The sequence below is a fragment of the Saccharothrix sp. NRRL B-16314 genome, from assembly GCF_000716595.1.
GTDB lineage: Bacteria > Actinomycetota > Actinomycetes > Mycobacteriales > Pseudonocardiaceae > Actinosynnema.
The window spans coordinates 1-20,684 of the sequence record NZ_JNXC01000009.1 but is presented as its reverse complement, the minus strand read 5'-3'; the positions used below and the strand labels follow the sequence as shown (position 1 = coordinate 20,684).

The window sequence follows — 20,684 nt, the reverse complement described above, 5'->3', positions numbered from 1 at the left end:
GCCCGCTCACACCGCCACCTGGCCCGTCGCGGCGAACATGACCGATTCCTCCGTCGCCTCCGCCCGGCTCAACGAAGCGGTGATGCGGCCCTCGTGCATGACCAGCACCCGGTCGGCCATCCCGAGTACTTCGGGCAGTTCGGACGACACCATGAGCACCGCCACCCCGTCCGCCGCCAACCGGGACAGCAGCCGGTGCACCTCGGCCTTCGTACCCACGTCGATGCCCCGCGTCGGCTCGTCCACGATCAGCACCCGGGGCCCGGTCGCCAGCCACTTCGCCAGCACCACCTTCTGCTGGTTGCCACCCGACAGCGTCCCGACCACGTCCGACAGCCGCCCGTACTTGACCTGCAACCGCCTCGCCCACTCCCGCGCAGCGCGGCGTTCGGCCCGACCACCGAGAAAACCCAACCGGGACAACGGTTTCAGCCTGGTGAGCGTCGCGTTCCGCTCGATCGACAGCTCCATGACCAGCCCCTGCTGACGCCGGTCCTCCGGCACCAGCGCAACCCCGGACGCCACCGCGGCGGCCGGTGAGCCGACCGGGAGACGTTCCCCCGCCACCCGCACCTCGCCCGCGTCGTAGCGGTCGATCCCGAACACCGCCCGCACCACTTCGCTGCGCCCGGCGCCGACCAGGCCCGCCAGCGCGACGATCTCGCCCGCGCGCACCGAGAACCCGATGTCGGCGAACACCCCGCGACTGGTCAGCCCGCGGACCTCCAGCACCACGTCACCGGGCTCGACCTCCTCCTTGGGGAACAACGTGGACACGTCACGCCCGACCATGCGCCGCACCACCTGGTCCACGGTCAGGTCCGCGACCGGGTCGGTCGACACCAACCCCCCGTCCCGCATCACCGTGACCCGTTGGCAGAGCGAGAACACCTCGTCGAAGCGGTGGGAGATGAACAGGACGGCGGCACCCTGCCCGCACAGGGCGCGGACCACCGCGAACAGCCGTTCCACCTCCACCCCGGACAGCGCGGCGGTCGGTTCGTCCATCACGAGCACGCGCGCGTCCGACGACAGCGCCTTGGCGATCTCGACCAGCTGCTGGTCGGCGATGGACAGGCCGCGCGCGGGACGCTCCGGGTCGATGCGCACGCCGAGCCGGTCGAACAGCCGGACCGCGTCCGCCTTCATCGCCGCCCGGTCGATCCGCCCGAACCGGCCGAGCGGCTGCCGGCCCATGAAGATGTTCTCCGCCACCGAAAGATCGGGGAACAAGGTGGGTTCCTGGTAGATGACCGCGATCCCGGCCGCCTGAGCCGCCGCCGGTCCGGCCGACCCCAGCTCCTGCCCGTCGACCAGGACCGCGCCGGTGTCCGGTTCGTGCACGCCGGCGAGCACCTTCACGATGGTCGACTTGCCCGCGCCGTTCTCACCGACCAACGCGTGCGCCTCACCGCCGTACAGCGGGAACGACACCTCGCGGACGGCCGCCACCGCGCCGAACGACTTGGAGACGCCCCGCACCTCCAGCAGTGGAGCCGCGCGTTCCCGGTCCATTCGGCACCCCCATGACTGAAATGTTTCAAGTCAGTGCTGATCCTGGAGGCTAGGGTCAGCACGGAGTACCGTCAACGGTTCACCCGCGACACCACCGGTATGCGACACGTTTCAACCCGACTGTCGCACGCGGCAACGTCCACATCGGACGGGCGGTTACGCGACCCCGCCGAGCGGGCGAAGGCGGGTGGAGTCGCGCACGACCAGCTCCGGCTCGAACACCCGCTGTTCGTGCACGTGACCCATGGCGTGCCGCGCCTCGGCCAGCATCAGCTCCGCCGCCGTGCGACCGAGGAGCTGGCGCGGCTGGGCGACCGACGTCAGCGGCACGGCGGCAGCGGCGGCGAACTCGATGTCGTCGTAGCCGACGATCGCCAGGTCTTCGGGTACCCGCAGGCCGAGCCGCACCGCCTGCTGGAGCAGGCCGAGCGCGAGCATGTCGTTGGCGCAGAAGGCGGCGGTCGGCCGCCGGGACGTGGGCAGCCCGGCCAGCCGCTCCCCCGCGCGCCTGCCCTCGGCGACGTCCAGCCGCTGGGTCTCCAGCACGGTGAGCGGTTCCGCGTCGGCGCGGGCCAGGGCCTGCTGCGCGCCGGTGATGCGGTCCGCGACCTGACCGATCGAGCGGGGTCCGCCAACGAACGCGATCCGGCGGTGCCCGGCGTCGAGGAGGTGGGACACGGCGAGGTCGCCGCCCAGCACGTCGTCCACCGACACCGAGCAGCGGTCCGGTCCGGCGCCGCGGTCGACGACCACGACGGGCGTGCCGCGGCCGGCCAGCGCGGCGATGCGCGGGTCGTCCGCGTCGACGGGCGTGATCAGGATGCCCTCGACCCGCTGCTGCTCCAGCAGGTCGAGGTACATGGCCTGGCGGGCGCGGTCCTCGCCGCCGTCGCACAGGTACAGCGCGAGCCCGGCCGCGTCGGCCACCTGCTGCGCGCCCGCCGCCACGTCGGTGAAGAACGGGTTGCGGGCGTCGAGGACCACGTAGGCGAGGGTGCGACTGGTGCCGCCGCGGAGCTGCCGGGCCGACTCGTTGCGCACGAACCCGAGTTCGGCGATCGCGTCCACCACGCGCTTGCGGGTGCGCTCGGCGACCATGTCGGGCCGGTTGAGCACGTTCGACACGGTCCCCAGGGACACCCCGGCGCGTGCGGCGACGTCCTTCATGCTCGGCGCGGCCACTCCGGCACCCCTCCTCCGTGCTCCACGCGGACGTGCGGTGAAACGTCCAAGCACTGGCTTTGCGGCGAGTTTAGCAGCCGGGTCGTCTGTCCAGCCCGGACTGCATCGGCGCTGCACAGGGCCGTTGTGAAACGTTCCAAAGTGGGCTAACGTCGAGGCTGCCGGTTGACCCCGCTGTCGAGAGGAACGACGTGTGATGTCCCCACAGGAGGTGCTGTCGGGCCTCGACGGGTTCACCATCGAGGTGCCGAGTTGGGCGTACGGGAACTCCGGCACCCGGTTCAAGGTGTTCAGCACACCGGGCACCCCGCGGGACCCGTTCGAGAAGATCGCGGACGCCGCACGCGTGCACGCGCTGACCGGGCTGGCCCCGCGCGTGTCCCTGCACATCCCGTGGGACCGGGTCGAGGACTACGGGGCGCTCGCCGCGCACGCCGAGGAGCACGGCGTGCGGATCGGGGCGATCAACTCGAACCTGTTCCAGGACGACGACTACAAGTTCGGCTCGCTGACGCACACCGATCCGGCGGTGCGCGCCAAGGCCGTCGGGCACCACCTCGACTGCGTCGAGATCATGGCGGAGACCCGGTCGACCGACCTGAAGCTGTGGCTGCCGGACGGCACGAACTACGCGGGGCAGGCGTCGTTGCGGGCCCGGCAGGACCGGTTGGCCGACTCGCTCGCGCAGATCTACGCGGCCCTGGCACCGGAGCACCGGCTGCTGGTCGAGTACAAGTTCTTCGAGCCCTACTTCTACGCCATGGACATCCCGGACTGGGGCACCGCGCTGCTGCACTGCCAGGCGCTGGGCGACCGGGCGCAGGTGGTGCTGGACACCGGGCACCACGCGCCGGGCACCAACATCGAGTTCATCGTGATGCAACTGCTGCGGGCCGGGCGGCTGGGCGCGTTCGACTTCAACTCCCGCTACTACGCCGACGACGACCTGATCGTGGGCTCGGCCGACCCGTTCCAGCTGTTCCGGATCATGGTCGAGATCGCCGCGGTCGGCGGGCACCTGCCGGAGTCCGGGGTGAACTTCATGCTCGACCAGTGCCACAACATCGAGGACAAGATCGCGGGCCAGATCCGGTCCGTCCTCAACGTCGAGCAGGCGCTGGCCAAGGCCCTGCTCGTGGACACCGGCGCGTTGGCCGCGGCGGAAGAGGCCGGTGACGTGCTCGGCGCCCACGACGTGCTGATGGACGCCTTCCACACCGACGTGCGCGGTGTCCTCGCCGACCGCCGCGAGGCCCGCGGGCTGCCGCGTGACCCGATGGCCGCCTACCGGGCCTCCGGCTACGCCGCCGAGATCGCCGCCGGGCGCGTCGGCGGCACGCAGGCCGCCTGGACCTGATCCCGTCGCCACCGCTCGTCCACGAGGAGCCTCTCCGAAGATGACTGACAACACGACCGTGGCGTCGCTGGTCGCCCGCTCGAACCGGCTGGGCGCCGACCCGCGCAACACCAACTACGCCGGCGGCAACACCTCCGCCAAGGGCGCGGAGACCGACCCGGTCACCGGCGACCGGGTCCAGCTGATGTGGGTGAAGGGCTCGGGCGGCGACCTGGGCACGCTCACCCCCGCCGGCCTGGCCGTGCTGCGGCTGGACCGGCTGCGCGCGCTGGTGGACGTCTACCCGGGCGTCGACCGCGAGGACGAGGTGGTCGCCGCGTTCGACTACTGCCTGCACGGCAAGGGCGGCGCGGCGCCGTCGATCGACACCGCCATGCACGGCCTAGTGGACGCACCGCACGTGGACCACCTGCACCCCGACTCGGGCATCGCGCTCGCGACCGCGGCCGACGGGGAGGAGCTGACCCGGCGGTGCTTCGGCGACCGGGTGGCGTGGGTGGACTGGCGTCGGCCCGGTTTCCAGCTGGGCCTGGACATCGCGGCGATCAAGGCGGCGAACCCGCAGGCCATCGGGTGCGTGCTCGGCGGGCACGGGATCACCGCGTGGGGTGACACGTCCGAGGAGTGCGAGGCGCACTCCGCGGAGATCATCCGCACGGCCGAGGAGTTCCTGGCCGAGCACGGCACCGCCGAGCCGTTCGGCCCGATCGTCCCGGGGAACGAGCCGCTGCCCGAGGGCGAGCGGCGGGCCAAGGCGGCGGCGATCTTCCCGACCGTCCGCGGGCTGGCGTCGACCGACCACCCGCAGGTGGGCCACTACACCGACGCCGACGTGGTGCTGGACTTCCTGGCCCGGGAGAAGCTGGCACCGCTGGCCGAGCTGGGCACCTCGTGCCCGGACCACTTCCTGCGCACCAAGGTCAAGCCGCTCGTGGTCGACCTGCCCGCCACGGCGAGCGTCGAGGAGATCACCAAGCGGCTCAAGGAGCTGCACGCGGCCTACCGGGACGACTACCGCGCCTACTACGAGCGGCACGCCACCCCGGACTCGCCGGCCATGCGCGGGGCGGACCCGGCGATCGTGCTGGTGCCCGGCGTCGGCATGTTCTCCTTCGGCCGCAACAAGCAGACCGCGCGGGTGGCGGGCGAGTTCTACGTCAACGCCGTCAACGTCATGCGCGGCGCGGAGTCCGTGTCGACGTACCGGCCGATCGCGGAGTCGGAGAAGTTCCGGATCGAGTACTGGGCGCTCGAAGAGGCCAAGCTGGCCCGGATGCCGAAGCCCAAGCCGTTGGCGACCCGCGTCGCCCTGGTCACCGGCGCGGCGTCCGGCATCGGCAAGGCCATCGCCGAACGGCTGGCCGCCGAGGGCGCGTGCGTGGTCGTCGCCGACCTCGACGGTGAGAAGGCCGCGGCGGTCGCCGCCGGGATCGGCGGCACGGACACCGCGATCGGCGTGGCCGCGGACGTGTCGGACGAGGACGCCGTGGAGCGGGCCTTCGCCGAGGCCGTGCTCGCCTTCGGCGGGGTCGACCTGGTCGTGAACAACGCCGGGCTGTCGATCTCCAAGCCGCTGCTGGAGACCACCGTGCGCGACTGGGACCTCCAGCACGACGTGATGGCGCGCGGGTCGTTCCTGGTGTCACGGGCCGCCGCACGCGTGATGGTCGACCAGGGCATCGGCGGCGACATCGTCTACATCTCCTCGAAGAACGGCGTGTTCGCCGGGCCCAACAACGTCGCCTACGGCGCGACCAAGGCCGACCAGGCCCACCAGGTGCGGTTGCTGGCGGCCGAACTCGGGCCGCACGGCATCCGCGTCAACGGCGTCAACCCCGACGGGGTGGTGCGCGGTTCGGGCATCTTCGCCGGGGGCTGGGGCGCCCGGCGGGCCGCCGTGTACGGGGTGCCGGAGGCGGAACTGGGCGCCTACTACGCCAAGCGCACCCTGCTCGGCCGCGAAGTGCTGCCCGAGCACGTCGCCGCCGCCGTCTTCGCGCTGACCGGCGGTGATCTCTCCCAGACCACCGGGCTGCACGTCCCGGTCGACTCCGGCGTCGCCGCCGCGTTCCTGCGCTGATGGGCGTGCGGATCGCGGCCGTCGACCTGGGCGCGTCCAGCGGGCGCGTGATGGCCTTCGACATCGAGGCCGACCGGGTGGGCTTCACCGAGGCGCACCGGTTCCCCAACGGGCCGGTGCGCCTCGGCGACACCCTGCACTGGGACGTCCTCGCCCTCTACCAGGGCGTGCTCGACGGCCTGCGTGCCGCCGGGCCGGAGCTCGACTCGGTCGGCATCGACTCGTGGGCCGTCGACTACGGCCTGCTGGACGCCACCGGCGCGTTGCTCGGCAACCCCGTGCACTACCGGGACGCGCGCACCGACGGAGTCCCGGAGGCCGTCCACGCCCGCGTCCCGGCGGCCGAGCTGTACGGCGTCACCGGGCTGCAAGTGCTGCCGTTCAACACCGTCTACCAACTCGCCGCCGCGCGGGGCACACCGCAGCTGGCGGCGGCACGGCAGTTGTTGCTGATCCCGGACCTGCTCGGGCACTGGCTCACCGGTGCACGGGTCACCGAGGTCACCAACGCCTCCACCACCGGCCTGCTCGACGCCCGCACCCGCACGTGGTCCGCGGAGTTGCTGTCCCGGCTGGGCATCGCCGAGGGGTTGTTCACGCCCCTGGTCGAACCCGGCACGGTGATCGGCGAACTCCTGCCGCACGTGGGCGCCGGTTCCGTCCCGGTGGTGGCGGTCGGGTCGCACGACACCGCGTCCGCCGTCGTCGGGGTGCCCGCGGCCACGCGGGACTTCGCCTACGTCGCCACCGGCACGTGGTCGCTGGTCGGGGTCGAGCTGGACACCCCGGTGCTCACCGAGGCCGGTCGCCGGGCCAACTTCTCCAACGAACTCGGCGTCGACGGCACGGTCCGCTACCTGCGCAACGTGATGGGCCTCTGGCTGTTGCAGGAGTGCCTGCGCGAGTGGGGCGACCCGGATTTGTCGGGCCTCTTGGACGCCGCGGCGGGCGAACCGGGCCTGACGGCCGTGGTCGACGCGGGCGATCCGGCGTTCATCCCGCCCGGCGACATGCCCGCCCGGATCGCCGCCGCCTGCACCCGGACCGGTCAGCCCGCGCCCGCGACGCGTGCGGCGGTGGTGCGGTGCGTGCTGGACAGCCTGGCCCTGGCCCACCGCCGGGCGGTCCGCCAGGCCGCCGAGCTGTCGGGGCGACGCGTCGGGGTCGTGCACGTCGTCGGCGGCGGGGCGCGCAACCGCTTGCTGTGCCGGCTCACCGCCGACGCGTGCGGACTGCCCGTGATCGCCGGACCGGTCGAGGCCGCGGCCTACGGCAACGCGCTGGTCCAGGCTCGTGCGCTGGGTGCCGTCACCGGCGGTCTGCCCGAGCTGCGGGCGCTGGTGCGCGCCTCGGCCGAACTGGTCCGGTACGAACCGGACGGTGGTGCCGAGGCGTGGCGGGCGGCGGAAGAACGCCTGACCACGCCCCTGCCGGTCTGACGCGGAGGTGGTGCGGCCGGAGGGTGTCCCGGCCGCACCACCCACGTGATCAGCCCTTGAACCGGACCGTGTACTCCCGTTGCGCCGTACCGTCCTCGCTGGTCACGGTGACCTTCGCGACCGGGTCGGAGTGGTCGGCCTGGTCGACCGCCACCTCCGCGTACGGGTCGGCCGCGACCGCCGTCACCTCGCCCCGCCGTGCGTCGACCTGGTACTCCGAAATGCCCGGGTCGAAGCCCGCGACCGGCGTGCCGTCCACGGCGAGCCGGGCCGCCGACGCCTCCGCCGACCGTCCGGGCGCCTTGGCGAACACCTCGATCTCGCTGATCGTCATGTACATCGACGGCCGCGCGGTGAACACCACCCTGACCGCGTCGGTGGCCGATGCCCGCAGGGGCACCTCCACCACGGGCGCGGGCGCGCCGTCACCGACCACCGGCACCACGTCACTCGCGTCGACCCACGTGCCGCCGGCGTCCCGCACCTGCACCCGCAGCGATTGCGCGTAGCTCGCGGTCGACCCGTCGCGGTAGAAGTGCACGACGACCCGGTCGACGTCCCGTGCGCCCGGCAGCTGGTACGTCAGCGTGTCCGACGGGTTCTTCGTGCCCGACCTCCAGTTGGACCACGCCTTGTCGTTCGTGACGCCGTTGCGCAGCCGGTCCGCGGAGTAGCCGGGCTCGGTGTAGGTGGACGAAGCGCGCACCCCGTCCTCGAGCGCCGCGTTGGTCTCGACCGGCGCGGTGACCTGCACCCGTGCCGTCGCGGGCACCGCGGAGCCGTCGACCACCCGTGCCGTGCCGTCGACCGTCACCACGCCGGGCTCGGTGGTCGTCGGCATCGCCTCCCACGTCACCGGCAGCTCCGTGGTCCCACCGTTCGCACCGACACCGATCACGGTGGCGGGCAACGAAGGCGTGCCGCCCACGTACGCCTTCGCCCGCGCGGGCTGCGTCGACGCGATGGTGTCCACCGTGACGACCGCCGTGGTGTGGAACGTCCGCCCGAGCGGATCGGTCGCGGTGCCCGGCACCCGCACGGTCCCCGGTCGGGACCACCGCTCCACCGGCACCGGCTCCCACCGCACGGGCAGCGCGCCGCCCGTGCCGTCACGGAGCTTCGCGGGCACCGTGGACGGCAGTTCGGGCGTTCGGCCCGGCACGGTGAAGACCGCCGCGTCCTGCGCGCCCAGCACGGTGCGGTCCACCACGGCCCACCGCTGGTTCGCACCGGAGGACGGCGTGTAGAGGCCCACCGGCGAACCGTCCGCGGTGGCCTGACCGGTCACGTCGGGCAGCCGGCCGGTGGCCGCGTTGACGAACGTGTAGGTGCCGTCACCGGTCGTGGACATGATCCACTGCGCGGCCGGGTCGGCTTCGCCCGCCGGTTCGAGCACAAGACCACTCCCGCGATCCGCCCACCGCCTGCCGTCCACCGCGTGCGACACCGCGTAGCGCTCGCGGTTGCCCACGCCCTCGGTGACCTTCTCGACCCGCCACAACGCGCCCGCGTCGGACTGGTCGGCCGTCCGGATCACGGCCGAGCCGCCGTCGGCCGCCGGGGTCAGGGCCTTGCCGCTCTGCACGCCGGTCAGGCCGTAGACGTGCCCTTCCTGCACCAGCGCCGCGTCCTTCGACACGCCCTTGACCCCGTCGACCACGAACGTCGTGACCGACTTGGAAGGCACGGTGAGCGTCGCCGACCGGTCGTCGCCGACCCGCACCGGGGTGCCGCGCACCAGACCACCGTCGGCATCCGACACCACGGGGGTGACGGTGGCGTGCGGCAGCACCACGCCGAACCGCGACAGGTCCAGCTCCACGGCGCGCTGCCGGTCCGTGCTGTTGACGTGCACGACCGTCGCGGCGTCACCGGAGGCGGACACGGCGGCGAGGCTCGACGTGTCGTCCACCTTGATCACCCGGTCGCCGGGCCGCACGAAGTGGGTGAAGTTCCGGACCGTGTCGAACTTCGTGTTCGTGCGGACCGGGCACGTCTCCAGCGTGGCGTCGGCCGCGCAGTCGAACGGGACCTGGACGGTGCCCCAGTTCTTCCCCGCCGCGAACTGCGGGTTGTAGTCCTCGATCGCCTGCCACAGCACCCACGCGGACGGCTCCAGCTCGCGCATGTCGGCGACGATCCGCTCGGCGATGCCGAGGCCCGGGTCCATGTCGGTGAAGCTGTGGCGGTTGCCCCAGGTGCCGTCCACCTCGCTCATCCACAACGGCTTGTCGGCGCCCTTGGCGATGTCACGCGGGGACGTCCGGTCACCGGTGCCGTACGTGTGCACGTTGAGCTGGTCGACGGCCGCTCGCGCGTCGGCGCTGTACCCGTTCCAGTTGGTCCGGAACCGGCCGGAGTCGGTCTCGTCCATCGCGGACAGCCGCGCGTCGAGCCGGGACCGGCTCATCGCCCGCTGGAGCGCGAGGACCACGCTCTGCTGGAGGGCCGGACCGGCGTGCGCGCCCTCCTGACGACCACCGGTGGGTTGACCGTCGGGACCGAGCTGCGTGCCCCAGTACGGGGTGTTCGGCTCGTTCAGCGGCTCGACGAGGTCGAACTCGATGCCGTGCTCGCGCTCGATGTGCTCGGACACCCGGACCAGGTAGGTGGCGAAGTCGTCCACCCGGTCGGCGCGGATCTGGTCGGCGCTGGGGTCGAACCCGCCGGACACGTACCCGCTGACCGTCTGGAACCACGGCGGCGAGTTGCTGAACGCCTCCCAGGTGTCGACCTTGTCCTTGATCCGGTCGACCCACCACCGCTGGTTCGCGTCGGCGTCCCAGTTCCAGTGCTCCGGGTTGTCCGGGTCCCACCAGTCCACGTCCTCGCGGGTGGTGCCCTCCGGCGCGTTCCAGAAGCCCTCCATCGTCGCGCCGGCCTTCATGTAGTCCTGGCGGACGTCCGGCGCGTTGCCGCCGCCGATGTTGTAGCGGGCGATGTTGAGCCGCAGCCCGTCCTCGCCGAACAGCAGGTCGGCGAGGCGGTTGCGGACCTCGTCGGGGTAGCCGCCGGTGGCGTTGGCGAACCACACCAGGCTCGTGCCCCAGCCCTCGAACGCGGGCTGCTGGTAGGACGGGTCGGGCCGGACCACGACCGCCTGCACCGCCTCCCCCTGGGCGACCGCCACCGGAGGCCCGGCCGCGGCAAGGGCACCGCCCGCCAGCACGGCGGCCAGCCCCAGGCGGGCGAGCCGGACGGGTGTTCTGCGCGGTTTCATCGTCGTTGATCTCCTCTTCAGAACGGACGGCACGGCGGGGCGACATACCGTGGAAAGCGCTTTCCAGCTACGGCGGAGCGCTCCCACGACGGTTGCGAGATCACGGAACTACTGACCGGACAACGGCGCGGTGATCGCTCGCGAGTTGCCGAACACCACGTAGAGCAGTGGCGCGCACGCCACCAGCAGACCCACCAACGGCTGGGCCAGCACGATCGCCACGGCGAGCCCGAGCACCACGACGTTGGCCAGACCGAGGTACCAGCGTCGCGCCACCAGGCACAGGCAGGGCCACAGGAGCGCACGCACCCGAACCGGGTTCGAGCCGGTGGCGAGGACGAGGACCACGGCGATCACCGTCGCCACGACCAGCACGGACGCGGTCACGAAGAACGGCACCAGCGCCGGTCCCCACGACGTGCGGGCCACCGCGACGGCGTCGAAAGCCAACACCGCCACCACCGCCGCGCCACCGAACCACACCGCCACCGCACGCCCGGCGGCACGCCGGTAGGCCGTGACGAACGGTCGCCACACCGTCGGCGGACCGTCGCCCAGAGCCGCGAAACAGCCGAACACCCCGGCCAGCGCCGGTGCGCAGAACCCCGACAGCACGACGAAGAACGGCCACGACGCGAGCGGGTCGCGCACGACGGCCAGCGCCAGCAGCAGCGGCGAGCAGCCCACCGCCAGCAGCACGTTGGCCATCAGGCCGACGTACACCATCCCGAAGACCTTGTCGTAGGTCTCCTGGGAGGCGGGGCGCAGCAGTCGGACGGCCACCCCGCTCACCCCTTGAGCCCGGTCGTCGCGATACCGCGGATGAAGTACCGCTGCCCCAGCAGGAACACCAGCAGGATCGGCAGCACCGACAGCACCGCGCCGGTCATGATCATCGCGTACTCGGCGTCGTACTGGCCGACGAACGAGCGCAGGCCCAGCTGCACGGTCCACAGCTCGTTGCTGGTCAGGTAGATGAACGGACCCATGTAGTCGTTCCAGGTGCTGACGAACGTGAGCAGCGCCAGGCTCGCGAGCGCAGGCTTGGACAGCGGCAGGATGATCCGCCGGTAGATCCCGTACTCGCTCAGCCCGTCGATCCGCGCGGCCTCGCACAGCTCGTCCGGGATCGACGTGTAGTACTGCCGCATCAGGAACACGCCGAACGCGCCGAACGCCTGCAACAGGATGATCGACCAGTACGTGTTCGTCAGCTCCATCTTCTGCATCATGATGTACTGCGGCACCATGTACGCCTGCCACGGCACGGCGATCGTGCCGATGTACATCAGGAACAGCGCGTTGCGGCCGGGGAACCGCACCTTGGCGAACCCGTACGCGGCGAAGCTGCCGGTGAGCACCTGCAACAGCGTGATCGTCACCGAGAGGAACAGCGAGTTGCCGAGGTAGGCGGCCAGCGGGATGCGGTCCCAGATCTCCACGAAGTTCGACCAGCGGAGTTCGTCCGGGATCCACTGGATCGGCACGGTGAACACCTCGTTGTCGCGCTTGAGCGCCGCGGAGAGCATCCACGCGAACGGGACGAGCACGAGCAGCGCCACCACGACCATGGCCGTGTAGGTGAGCACCGGTCGGGCGATCCGCCAAGCACGGCCGCGTGCCGTGGCCGGTGGTGGCGGGTCGTGCGGCGGCGCGGTCGGCGGCGCGTGGTCCAGCGCGGTCATCAGGCGTTCCTCCGCTCGTTGAGGCGGAACTGGAGGACGGTCACGCTGAGCACGATGACGAACAGCACCAGCGCGATCGCCGACGAGTAGCCGAAGTGGCCTTCGGTGATGCCCTCGCGGTACACGAGCTGGGAGAGCACCAGCGTGCTCCGACCCGGACCGCCGTTGGTCATGACGACGATGAGGTCCAGCACCTTGAAGCTCTGGATCGTCAGCATGACCAGCACGAAGAACGTGGTCGGCCGCAGCGACGGCAGGGTGATGTGCCAGAACCGGTGCCACGCGTTCGCGCCGTCCACCCGTGCCGCCTCGTAGTACTCCTCCGGGATCGACTGGAGCCCGGCCAGGTAGAGCACCATGTAGTAGCCCATGTCCCGCCACACGCTGGTGATGATCACCGCGGGCATCGCCCAGTCGGTACTCGCCACCCAGCCCGGCGGGTCGCCGACGCCGATCGCGCCGAGGAACTGGTTGACCGGGCCGACGGTGGGGTTGAACAGCATGTTCCACACGACGGCCACGGCGACCAGCGACGTGACGTAGGGGAAGAAGGCCGCGGTGCGGAAGAAGCCGACACCGCGGATCTTCCGGTTGAGCACGATCGCCAGGCCGAGCGCGGCGACCATGGTCAACGGGATGTGCCCCGCCGCGTAGTACAGCGTGTTGCCCAGCGCGACCCGGAAGTTCTCGTCCTCCAGCATCTCGGCGAAGTTGTCCAGGCCGATCCACTCCGGCGCGCGGTAGGAGTCCCACTCCATGAACGCCAGGGCGAACGCCGCGATCACCGGCACGAGGGTGAACAGGGCGAACCCGAGGAAGTTCGGCAGGATGAAGCTCCAGCCGATGAGGGTGTTGCGTCGCTTCCGCCGCCGTTGGGCCGGACCGCGAGGCGGCGCCTCCGGCGGTGGTTTCGTGTGCGTCACTGCGTTGGCCATGCTCGTCCTCGTGCTGGTGTCGTGGGCGTCGAGGTCGGCTAGTCGATGACCTTCTTGACCCGGTCCCGCATGGTCCGGATGCCCTCCTCGACCGACTTCTCGCCGACCATGATCAAGTCGTGCTCCTCCTTGAGGATCGTGTCCACGTCGGCGGTGTGCTCGCTGACCGGCATCTCCAGCACGGTCTTGTCCGGGGAGAGGGCCTTGGTGGTCTGCTCGCCGGACGGCATGCCCTCCAGCGACGCGTACAGCTTGGTGATCTCGTCGGTCTGCAACGCGGGCAGGACGCCGACCTTCGTGATCGCCTTCGCACCCTCGACGCCCGCCGCGAACTCGACGAACTTCCGCGCGGTCTCGGTGTGCTTGGCGTTCTTGTTCACCGCGAACGCGGTCGGCGAGCCGAACGTGGTGACGCCCGACGCCCCCGGTCGCTGCGGCATGGGCGCGATGCCCCACTCGACCGCGCTGTCACCCTTCTTCTTGGCGGCGAGGATGCCCGCCGTGTACCAGGTGCCCATCGGCAGCATCGCGGTCGCGCCGGTCTCGAACATGGTCCGGTAGCTGGCCTGCTGGGACGTCGCGCTGCCGAAGTCGAGCGCGGCGCCGGACTTCTGCAGGTCGAGCGCCATCTCGTACTGGTCGGCGAAGAACTCGAAGTCGCCGGTGATCTGGTCGCCGTCGTTCTGCGCCGCCGCGATGGCGTGCACGACCGACCGCCAGGTGTGGTGGTAGGTGCCGTAGACCTTCTTGCCGTCCGCTTCCTTGGTGAGCTTCTTGGCGGTGTCGGCGTACTGGTCCCAGGTCATGTTCTCCGGGTGCGCGACGCCGGCCTCGTCGAACATCTTCTTGTTGTAGTAGAGCAGCCAGAAGTCCTGGCGGTAGGGCAGTGCGAAGTACTTGCCCTCCTGGTCGAAGGCGTCGAGCCCGGCCAGGTCGCCGTTCTCCTTGCCCTTGGCGAGGTCGGTGACGTCGGCCAGCTGGCCGCGGCCCGCGTAACGGGCGTAGTCGATGACGTTCTTCATGGTGATCACGTCGGTCGTGTCACCGCCCGCGAGCATGGTCGTGACCTTGGTGGGGTAGTCGGCGGCCAGGATGTCGACCGGCTGCACCGTGACATCGGGGTTGGCCGCCTCGAAGGCGTCGAACACGGCCTGGAACTCGGGCGTGCCCGCCAGGTTCCACACCGCCACGCTCAGCGTGACCGGTCCGCTCTCGTCGGCCGGCTCACCCGAACCACAGCCCGCCGCCACCAGCGACAGCGCCGTGAGCCCGACCAGCGCCCCGCGGACGCGGCCCCGCCGGCCGGCGCGCGGCTTGTTCGGAGTCATCATTGATCCCGTCCCTTTCCAACTTCGTTGCGTGGTGGTGCGGCAGGTCCGCCGCGGTCGAGCCGAGGCCCGGTGGTCAGGCGCTCTTGCCGAACGTGTCCGGGGTGACCGCGGCGCGAGGCGGGTGGCCGGACAGGTAGCGCTCCAGCTCGTCGAGGGCGCTGTCGCTCATCCGCCGGGTCTCCGAGCCGAGCGAGCCCGCGATGTGTGGGGTGATCATCACGTTGGGCAGGTCGTAGAGGACCGAATCGGCCGGCAGCGGCTCCGGGTCGGTCACGTCCAGGATCGCGTCCAGCCGACCGGTGGCGCACTCGCGCTCCAGCGCCGCCGTGTCCAGCACCGAACCCCGCGCGGTGTTCACCACCGTCGCGCCGTCGCGCAGCATCGCGAGCTCGGCGGCGCCGATCAGGTGGTGGGTGGAGCCCAGCTCCGGGACGTGCAGCGAGAGCACGTCACTGGCCCGCAGCAGCTCGGGCAGCCCCACGTGCCGCCCGCCCGCCGCCGCCACCTCGGCCGGGTCGACGTACGGGTCGTACACCAGCACGGTCACGTCCATCCCGCGCAGCCGGTCCACGACCCGGCGGCCGACCCGGGAGAAGCCGGCCACACCGATCGTGCGGCCCCGGTTGGTCAACTCGCCCCGCCGCGACAGGTAGGACCAGTCGTCACGGTGCTCGCGGGCGTCCTGCGCGAGGAACGGCGCCTTCTTGCCCGCGAACACGATGGCGGCCACGGTGAACTCGGCCACCGGGATGGCGTTCTCGTCGGCCGCCGTGGTGACCAGGATGCCGCGCCGCCACACCTCGTCGGTCACGAACGACCGCACGCTGCCCGCGCCGTGGAAGATCGCCCGCAGGTCGGGCGCCGCGGCCAGCCGCTCGGTGGTGAGCGGCGGGCAGCCCCAGGACGTCAGCAGCACCTCCACCTCACGCAGCCTGCGCCGCACCGCCGGTGAATCCAACTCCGCGGTGGACACCGGGTCGGCCAGGCCTACCAGGCGGTCCAGCCGGTCCAGCTGGGCCGGTCCGAACTGGACCCGGAAGTGCTCCGGCTCCATCACCAGCAGCGCCTGTGGTCGTCGTGGTCCGTGGGTCACGCGGAGTCCTTTGCGGCCGGAACGCTCGATAGAGTGGACCGATCATGTGTGATCGTATTTTTCAAGTCAAGACTTGTTTTGCTCAGTTACGATCAGATTGATCCAGGTGACCGACCGAAGGTGAGCTGAGATGATCAAGCCCGAGTCGAGTGCCGATCGGGCCGTCACGGGCCCGCTGCACGCCGCCTGGGGCGCGCGGGTCGAGGCATCGGCGCTGGCGGACCTGCTCCTGCCGCCGTCGACCGCGCTGCCCGCGTACGGCGACCCGGAGCGGTGGCCGCCGAACGCCGCGACCCGGCCGGCGGCCCTCCTCGACCAGGCGCGCTCCGAGCGCGGCACGCCGTGGCCACAGCCGACCGCGAGCCAGTACGCGCGCTTCTCCCGCGACGGCGACGGTGACCGCATCGCCTACGAGACACCGGTTTTCGAGCACGACCGCCGCCTCACCCGCGCCGTCCTCGCGGCCGTCGTCACCCCGGACGACGCCCTGCTGGACGAGGTGGCCGACGGCGTCGTGCTGCTGTGCGAGCGCAGCACGTGGTGCTGGCCCGCGCACGAGGAGCACCACCGCTTGCGCGGCGCCGTCGTGCCCGACCCGGACGTGCCGTACCTGGACCTCGGCGCGGGGGTCGCCGCCGCGCAACTGGCCTGGCTCGACCACGTCCTCGGTGATCGCCTGGACCGCCGGTGGCCCGGTCTGCGCGCCCGCATCCGCCGCGAGGTCCGCGTCCGCGTGCTCGACCCGTTCACCTCCCGCCGCGACTGGCACTGGCTCGGCCTCGACGGCAACGTGCACAACTGGTGCCCGTGGATCTGCGGGAACGTCCTGGTCGCGGCCCTGCGCCTGGTCGACGACGTGGCCGACCGGGCCAGGATCGCGGCCGACGCCGTGCGCGCGATCGACCGCTACCTGGCCGCCCTCCCGCCGGACGGGTCGGTGGACGAGGGCTTCGAGTACTGGTGGAACGGCGCGTGCCGCGCGCTGGAAGCCCTCGACGTCCTGGAGCACGCCACCGCCGGTGCGCTGAGCGCGACCGGCGTGCCGGTGGTGCGCGAAACCGTCCGCTTCCCGCGCCTGATGCACCTCGGCGGCCCCTGGTACGTCAACCTCGCCGACGCCCGCGCCCGGCAGCCCGGCGGCCAGCCGTGGCACGTGCCGCAGGAGTGGGCCCGCCGCACCGGCGACCGGGACGTCGCGCACCACGCCGCGGCCCAGCGGTCCACCGCGATCACCGACACCGCCGAGCTGGGGCGCGCGCTGCGCGATCTCGCCACCCCGCTGCCCGACCACCCCGTGGAAACCCTGGTCGGCAGCGCCTGGCTCCCGGGCACTCAGGTCGGCCTCGCCCGCACCACCACCGGACCGACGCTCGTGGTCAAGGGCGGCCACAACGACGAGAACCACAACCACAACGACGTCGGCAGCGTGATCGTGGCGGTCGACGGCGTGCCCGTCGTGGTCGACGCCGGCCGCCCGACCTACACCAAGCAGACGTTCAGCGCCGACCGCTACGACATCTGGACGATGCAGAGCAGTTGGCACAACGTCCCCGAGGTGCGCGGCACGCCCCAGGGCACCGGACGCGACCACCGCGCGCGGGACGTCACCGCCGAGGACACCGCCGACCGGTTCCAGGTCCGGCTGGACCTCGCCCCCGCCTACCCCGTGCCCGCGCTGCGATCGTGGTGGCGCACCACGACCGCGCACCGCGACCGGCAGCGGGTGACGATCGAGGACGCCTGGGACTTCGCCGACCACGGCGACTCCCCGTCGACGCTGCACTACCTGCTCGCCGGTGACGTCGTGCGGGACGGGCCGGGACGGCTGGTCGTCCACCCGGTCGCCGGGGCCCGCGCTACTCTGGTCGCTTGGAATCCGAGCCTGGCGTCGGCCGCGCTGACCGTGCGCGAACTCGACGACCCCCTGCTCAGGACGGTGTGGGGAGAGAAACTGACCAGGCTGGAGCTGCGCCTTCCCGACACGGCGCGAGGTAGCCTCGTGATCATGGTGGAGGTGTGCGCATGACGACGTCCGAGCCGTCCGCCATGCTGCCCTCGGAACGGCGTGCCAAGGTCATCGAGCTGCTGCGCCGGCGCGGCACCGTGCGGGTGCACGACCTCGCGGACGAGCTGGAGGTCTCCGCGATCACCGTGCGCCGGGACATCACCCTGCTCGCCGAGCAGGGCCTGGTCCGGCGGGTCCGCGGCGGCGCGACCGTCACCGCGGCCGTGGCGGACGACGCCCTGGCGCATTCGGCGTCCCACGGGTACTCCGCGTCCCATCCGGCGGAGTCGAACGGCAGCGCGGCATCCGTCGCCGAGCGCAGGCTGCCCGGCGAGCGACCGGGTCAGCCGACCGTCGGCCTGGTCGTCCCGTCGCTGGACTACTACTGGCCGGACGTGATCAAGGGCGTGCGCGAGGCCGCCGCCGAGGCCGACGTGCGGATCGTGCTGCGCGGCGCCACCTACGAGGCCGCCGACGAACGGCGTCAGCTCACCCGGCTGGTCGAGGCGGTCGGCGTCGACGGCCTGCTGGTCGCCCCGACCACCACCGGCGACGAGGGCGAGGCCCTGATGCGGTGGCTGCGATCGGTCGACGTCCCGGTCGTGCTGATCGAGCGCACGCCGACCGACAGCTACCACGGTGCGGTCGAGTCGGTGGTCAGCGACCACGCCCGCGGCGCCGCGATGGCCGTGCGCCACCTCGCCGAACTCGGCCACCGGCGCATCGGCCTGAGCACCACGGCCAAGAGCCCGACCTCCCCGCACGTCCGGCGCGGCTGGCGGGAAGCGTGCGCAGAGCTCGGCCTCCCGGTCGACGGCGTCCCGGACGTGCACACCGTGGACCGGCCGGACGCCGAGTGGCCCGCCGCCCTCGACGCCCTGCTGGACGCCTGCGTCGAGTCCGGCACGACGGCGCTGGTCGTCCACTCGGACCCGGAGGCGATCTCGCTGGTCGAGCGGTGCCAGGAGCGCGGCATCAGGGTGCCGGAGGACCTGGCGCTGGTCACCTACGACGACGAGGTGGCCGAGCTGTCCGACCCGCCGTTGACCGCGATCCGACCGCCGAAGGCCGCTGTCGGCCGGGCGGCCGTGACGCTGCTGGCCGAGCGGCTGAACGACCCCGACCCCCATCGGCCCGCGCACCGGATCGTGATCGAGCCCCGGCTGATCGTCCGCTCGTCGTCCTGAGGATCGAGTGGTGTGATGCGGCGATTCCCGGCCAAGGACCGACCGGGCAAGGACGCCTGGCTGGGACCGCTCTCGCTGTGCCTCGGGCTGCTCAGCTGGCCGATCCCGGCGGGTGGCGTCGTGCTGGCGCTCGGCGCCGTGGCCTGCGGGGCGGTGTCCATGGGGACCCGGACCGAGTACCGGCTCGACTGGACCGCCGTCACCGGGACGACCCTCGCGGTGCTCCAGCTGCTGCTGTCGCTGATGCTCTTCGCGATGACCGCCGGCGGTCACTGACCTGGCGGGGTTAGCGCTAACACCGCTAGGCCACAGGGGTGTCACACCCGCTCCCCGCCCTCCGCCGTCGAATATCGTCGAACCGGCCGGAACTCTTGACAAGCGAGTAATCAGCCGATTACCAATGGCGTACCCAGCCGACGCCCGCCGCATGCCAGGTCCCTGATGTTAGCGATAACACCCCTGGGTCACAGGTCGGGCGGTCCCGGCTGGGCACAGCCCTTTCCTCAACGTGGAGGATCGAATGTCCCGACTTGGCGTGCGCGGACGGCCGCGTGCCCGGACGCAAAGACCTGCGGTGGCGCTCGCGGTGGCGGTTTCGGTGGTGGCCGGCGGTCTCGTCGCGGTCGCGACGCCCGCTTCCGCCGCCACGGTCGACACCAACGCGAGCTACGTGCTCGTGGCCAGGCACAGCGGCAAGGCGCTGGACGTCTACAACCTCTCCACCGCGGACGGCGGCGAGATCGTGCAGTGGACGCGCAACGACGGCGCGTGGCAGCAGTGGCAGTTCGTGGACTCCGGCGGCGGCTACTACCGGCTCAAGTCGCGGCACAGCGGCAAGGTGCTCGACGTCGCCGAGTCCTCCACCGCCAACGGCGCGAACGTGGTGCAGTGGACCGACAACAACGGGGCCAACCAGCAGTTCCGGCCGGTGGACTCGGCGGACGGGTACGTGCGGCTGGTCAACCGCAACAGCGGCAAGGCGCTGGACGTGTGGGAGCGCTCCACCGCCGACGGCGCCCGGATCTCCCAGTACGACGACGTCGACGGCACCAACCAGCAGTGGCAGCTGGTCAAGGTCGGCTCCACGCCGCAGCCGACCGGCCGCCAGGTGGAGAACCTCGACCGCGGTGTGGTGAGCGTCCGCTCCGGCACCGGCAACCTGGTGAGCTGGCGCCTGCTGGGCAGCGACCCGGCCGGTGTCGGGTTCACCGTCTACCGGGGCACGACGAAGGTCAACAGCACGCCGATCACCGGGTCCACCAACCTCCTCGACGGCGGCGCGGCGGCCGACGCCTCCTACACCGTGCGGGCCGTGGTGGGCGGTGTCGAGCAGCCGCCTTCGGCGCAGTCGCTGGGCTTCGCCAACGGCTACCTGGACGTGCCGCTGCAGATCCCGGCGGGCGGCACGACGCCGAGCGGTGAGGGCTACACGTACTCGGCGAACGACGCGAGCGTCGGCGATCTCGACGGTGACGGCGACTACGAGATCGTGCTGAAGTGGGATCCGTCCAACGCGAAGGACAACTCGCAGTCCGGTTACACCGGCAACGTCTTCGTCGACGCGTACCGGCTCGACGGAACCCGGTTGTGGCGGATCGATCTCGGTCGGAACATCCGGGCGGGTGCGCATTACACGCAGTTCCAGGTGTACGACT

At 71.7% G+C, this 20,684-nt stretch carries 15 protein-coding genes; 7 read left to right on the top strand and 8 right to left on the bottom strand.

Annotated elements, in window-relative coordinates; genetic code table 11:
* Positions 1–6: 6 nt before the first annotated feature.
* Both OQ02_RS16500 and OQ02_RS16495 read right to left on the bottom strand, forming a co-directional pair.
* A complete protein-coding gene (locus tag OQ02_RS16500) occupies positions 7–1,515 on the bottom strand; it encodes a sugar ABC transporter ATP-binding protein (protein WP_033439343.1) in 1,509 nt (502 codons plus the stop codon).
* A gap of 156 nt (positions 1,516–1,671) precedes the next feature.
* Positions 1,672–2,682, bottom strand: coding sequence for a LacI family DNA-binding transcriptional regulator (locus OQ02_RS16495; RefSeq protein ID WP_033439442.1), 1,011 nt, complete (start codon positions 2,680–2,682; stop codon positions 1,672–1,674).
* Positions 2,683–2,893: 211 nt separating this feature from the next.
* Between OQ02_RS16495 and rhaI the strand changes: the two genes are divergently transcribed.
* From rhaI to OQ02_RS16480, 3 genes are read left to right on the top strand one after another with little or no spacing between them, the layout of a single operon-like run.
* Positions 2,894–4,054 (top strand): L-rhamnose isomerase, encoded by a 1,161-nt coding sequence (gene rhaI / locus OQ02_RS16490; RefSeq protein WP_033439441.1) that lies wholly within the window; start codon positions 2,894–2,896, stop codon positions 4,052–4,054.
* Between the two features lie 40 nt (positions 4,055–4,094).
* Positions 4,095–6,134: a bifunctional rhamnulose-1-phosphate aldolase/short-chain dehydrogenase gene (locus tag OQ02_RS16485; RefSeq protein WP_033439342.1), complete on the top strand. Its 2,040-nt coding sequence runs from the start codon at positions 4,095–4,097 to the stop codon at positions 6,132–6,134.
* Entirely contained in the window at positions 6,134–7,573 is a 1,440-nt protein-coding gene (locus tag OQ02_RS16480; RefSeq protein ID WP_033439341.1) for a rhamnulokinase, read from the top strand. The genes OQ02_RS16485 and OQ02_RS16480 overlap by 1 nt, the downstream gene beginning before the upstream one ends.
* Positions 7,574–7,622: 49 nt before the next feature.
* Here OQ02_RS16480 and OQ02_RS16475 read toward each other — a convergent pair whose 3' ends face one another.
* The 6 genes from OQ02_RS16475 to OQ02_RS16450 form a co-directional block, all read right to left on the bottom strand.
* A complete protein-coding gene (locus OQ02_RS16475; protein WP_033439340.1) occupies positions 7,623–10,793 on the bottom strand; it encodes a glycoside hydrolase in 3,171 nt (1,056 codons plus the stop codon).
* A 108-nt stretch (positions 10,794–10,901) separates the two neighbouring features.
* Positions 10,902–11,576: a hypothetical protein gene (locus tag OQ02_RS16470; RefSeq protein ID WP_156077087.1), complete on the bottom strand. Its 675-nt coding sequence runs from the start codon at positions 11,574–11,576 to the stop codon at positions 10,902–10,904.
* A gap of 5 nt (positions 11,577–11,581) precedes the next feature.
* Positions 11,582–12,478: a carbohydrate ABC transporter permease gene (locus OQ02_RS16465; protein ID WP_033439339.1), complete on the bottom strand. Its 897-nt coding sequence runs from the start codon at positions 12,476–12,478 to the stop codon at positions 11,582–11,584.
* On the bottom strand, positions 12,478–13,413 hold the full coding sequence (locus OQ02_RS16460) for a carbohydrate ABC transporter permease (protein ID WP_033439338.1): 936 nt from the start codon (positions 13,411–13,413) through the stop codon (positions 12,478–12,480). The genes OQ02_RS16465 and OQ02_RS16460 overlap by 1 nt, the downstream gene beginning before the upstream one ends.
* A gap of 38 nt (positions 13,414–13,451) precedes the next feature.
* Positions 13,452–14,741, bottom strand: a complete 1,290-nt coding sequence (locus OQ02_RS16455) for an ABC transporter substrate-binding protein (protein ID WP_051772432.1) — start codon at positions 14,739–14,741, stop codon at positions 13,452–13,454.
* 76 nt (positions 14,742–14,817) lie between these two features.
* Complete coding sequence (locus tag OQ02_RS16450) at positions 14,818–15,837, bottom strand: hydroxyacid dehydrogenase (RefSeq protein WP_231500067.1); 1,020 nt, start codon at positions 15,835–15,837, stop codon at positions 14,818–14,820.
* Positions 15,838–15,967: 130 nt separating this feature from the next.
* On the opposite strand from OQ02_RS16450, the gene OQ02_RS16445 reads away from it, so the two are divergent.
* The 4 genes from OQ02_RS16445 to OQ02_RS40120 all read left to right on the top strand — a co-directional run.
* Complete coding sequence (locus tag OQ02_RS16445; RefSeq protein WP_081915701.1) at positions 15,968–17,863, top strand: heparinase II/III domain-containing protein; 1,896 nt, start codon at positions 15,968–15,970, stop codon at positions 17,861–17,863.
* Complete coding sequence (locus OQ02_RS16440; RefSeq protein WP_231500066.1) at positions 17,860–19,029, top strand: substrate-binding domain-containing protein; 1,170 nt, start codon at positions 17,860–17,862, stop codon at positions 19,027–19,029. The genes OQ02_RS16445 and OQ02_RS16440 overlap by 4 nt, the downstream gene beginning before the upstream one ends.
* A gap of 15 nt (positions 19,030–19,044) precedes the next feature.
* Positions 19,045–19,305 (top strand): hypothetical protein, encoded by a 261-nt coding sequence (locus OQ02_RS16435; RefSeq protein ID WP_156077086.1) that lies wholly within the window; start codon positions 19,045–19,047, stop codon positions 19,303–19,305.
* Positions 19,306–19,549: 244 nt separating this feature from the next.
* On the top strand, positions 19,550–20,684 hold a 1,135-nt coding region (locus OQ02_RS40120; RefSeq protein ID WP_197043367.1), incomplete at its 3' end, for an RICIN domain-containing protein.

What these genes read in the sequence shown, in the direction of transcription:
- OQ02_RS16500 (WP_033439343.1), bottom strand. Translation starts at nt 1,515, where the DNA reads ATGGACCGGGAACGCGCGGCTCCACTGCTGGAGGTGCGGGGCGTCTCC.
- OQ02_RS16495 (WP_033439442.1), bottom strand. Translation starts at nt 2,682, where the DNA reads ATGAAGGACGTCGCCGCACGCGCCGGGGTGTCCCTGGGGACCGTGTCG.
- rhaI (WP_033439441.1), top strand. Translation starts at nt 2,894, where the DNA reads ATGTCCCCACAGGAGGTGCTGTCGGGCCTCGACGGGTTCACCATCGAG.
- OQ02_RS16485 (WP_033439342.1), top strand. Translation starts at nt 4,095, where the DNA reads ATGACTGACAACACGACCGTGGCGTCGCTGGTCGCCCGCTCGAACCGG.
- OQ02_RS16480 (WP_033439341.1), top strand. Translation starts at nt 6,134, where the DNA reads ATGGGCGTGCGGATCGCGGCCGTCGACCTGGGCGCGTCCAGCGGGCGC.
- OQ02_RS16475 (WP_033439340.1), bottom strand. Translation starts at nt 10,793, where the DNA reads ATGAAACCGCGCAGAACACCCGTCCGGCTCGCCCGCCTGGGGCTGGCC.
- OQ02_RS16465 (WP_033439339.1), bottom strand. Translation starts at nt 12,478, where the DNA reads ATGACCGCGCTGGACCACGCGCCGCCGACCGCGCCGCCGCACGACCCG.
- OQ02_RS16460 (WP_033439338.1), bottom strand. Translation starts at nt 13,413, where the DNA reads ATGGCCAACGCAGTGACGCACACGAAACCACCGCCGGAGGCGCCGCCT.
- OQ02_RS16455 (WP_051772432.1), bottom strand. Translation starts at nt 14,741, where the DNA reads ATGACTCCGAACAAGCCGCGCGCCGGCCGGCGGGGCCGCGTCCGCGGG.
- OQ02_RS16445 (WP_081915701.1), top strand. Translation starts at nt 15,968, where the DNA reads ATGATCAAGCCCGAGTCGAGTGCCGATCGGGCCGTCACGGGCCCGCTG.
- OQ02_RS16440 (WP_231500066.1), top strand. Translation starts at nt 17,860, where the DNA reads ATGACGACGTCCGAGCCGTCCGCCATGCTGCCCTCGGAACGGCGTGCC.
- OQ02_RS16435 (WP_156077086.1), top strand. Translation starts at nt 19,045, where the DNA reads ATGCGGCGATTCCCGGCCAAGGACCGACCGGGCAAGGACGCCTGGCTG.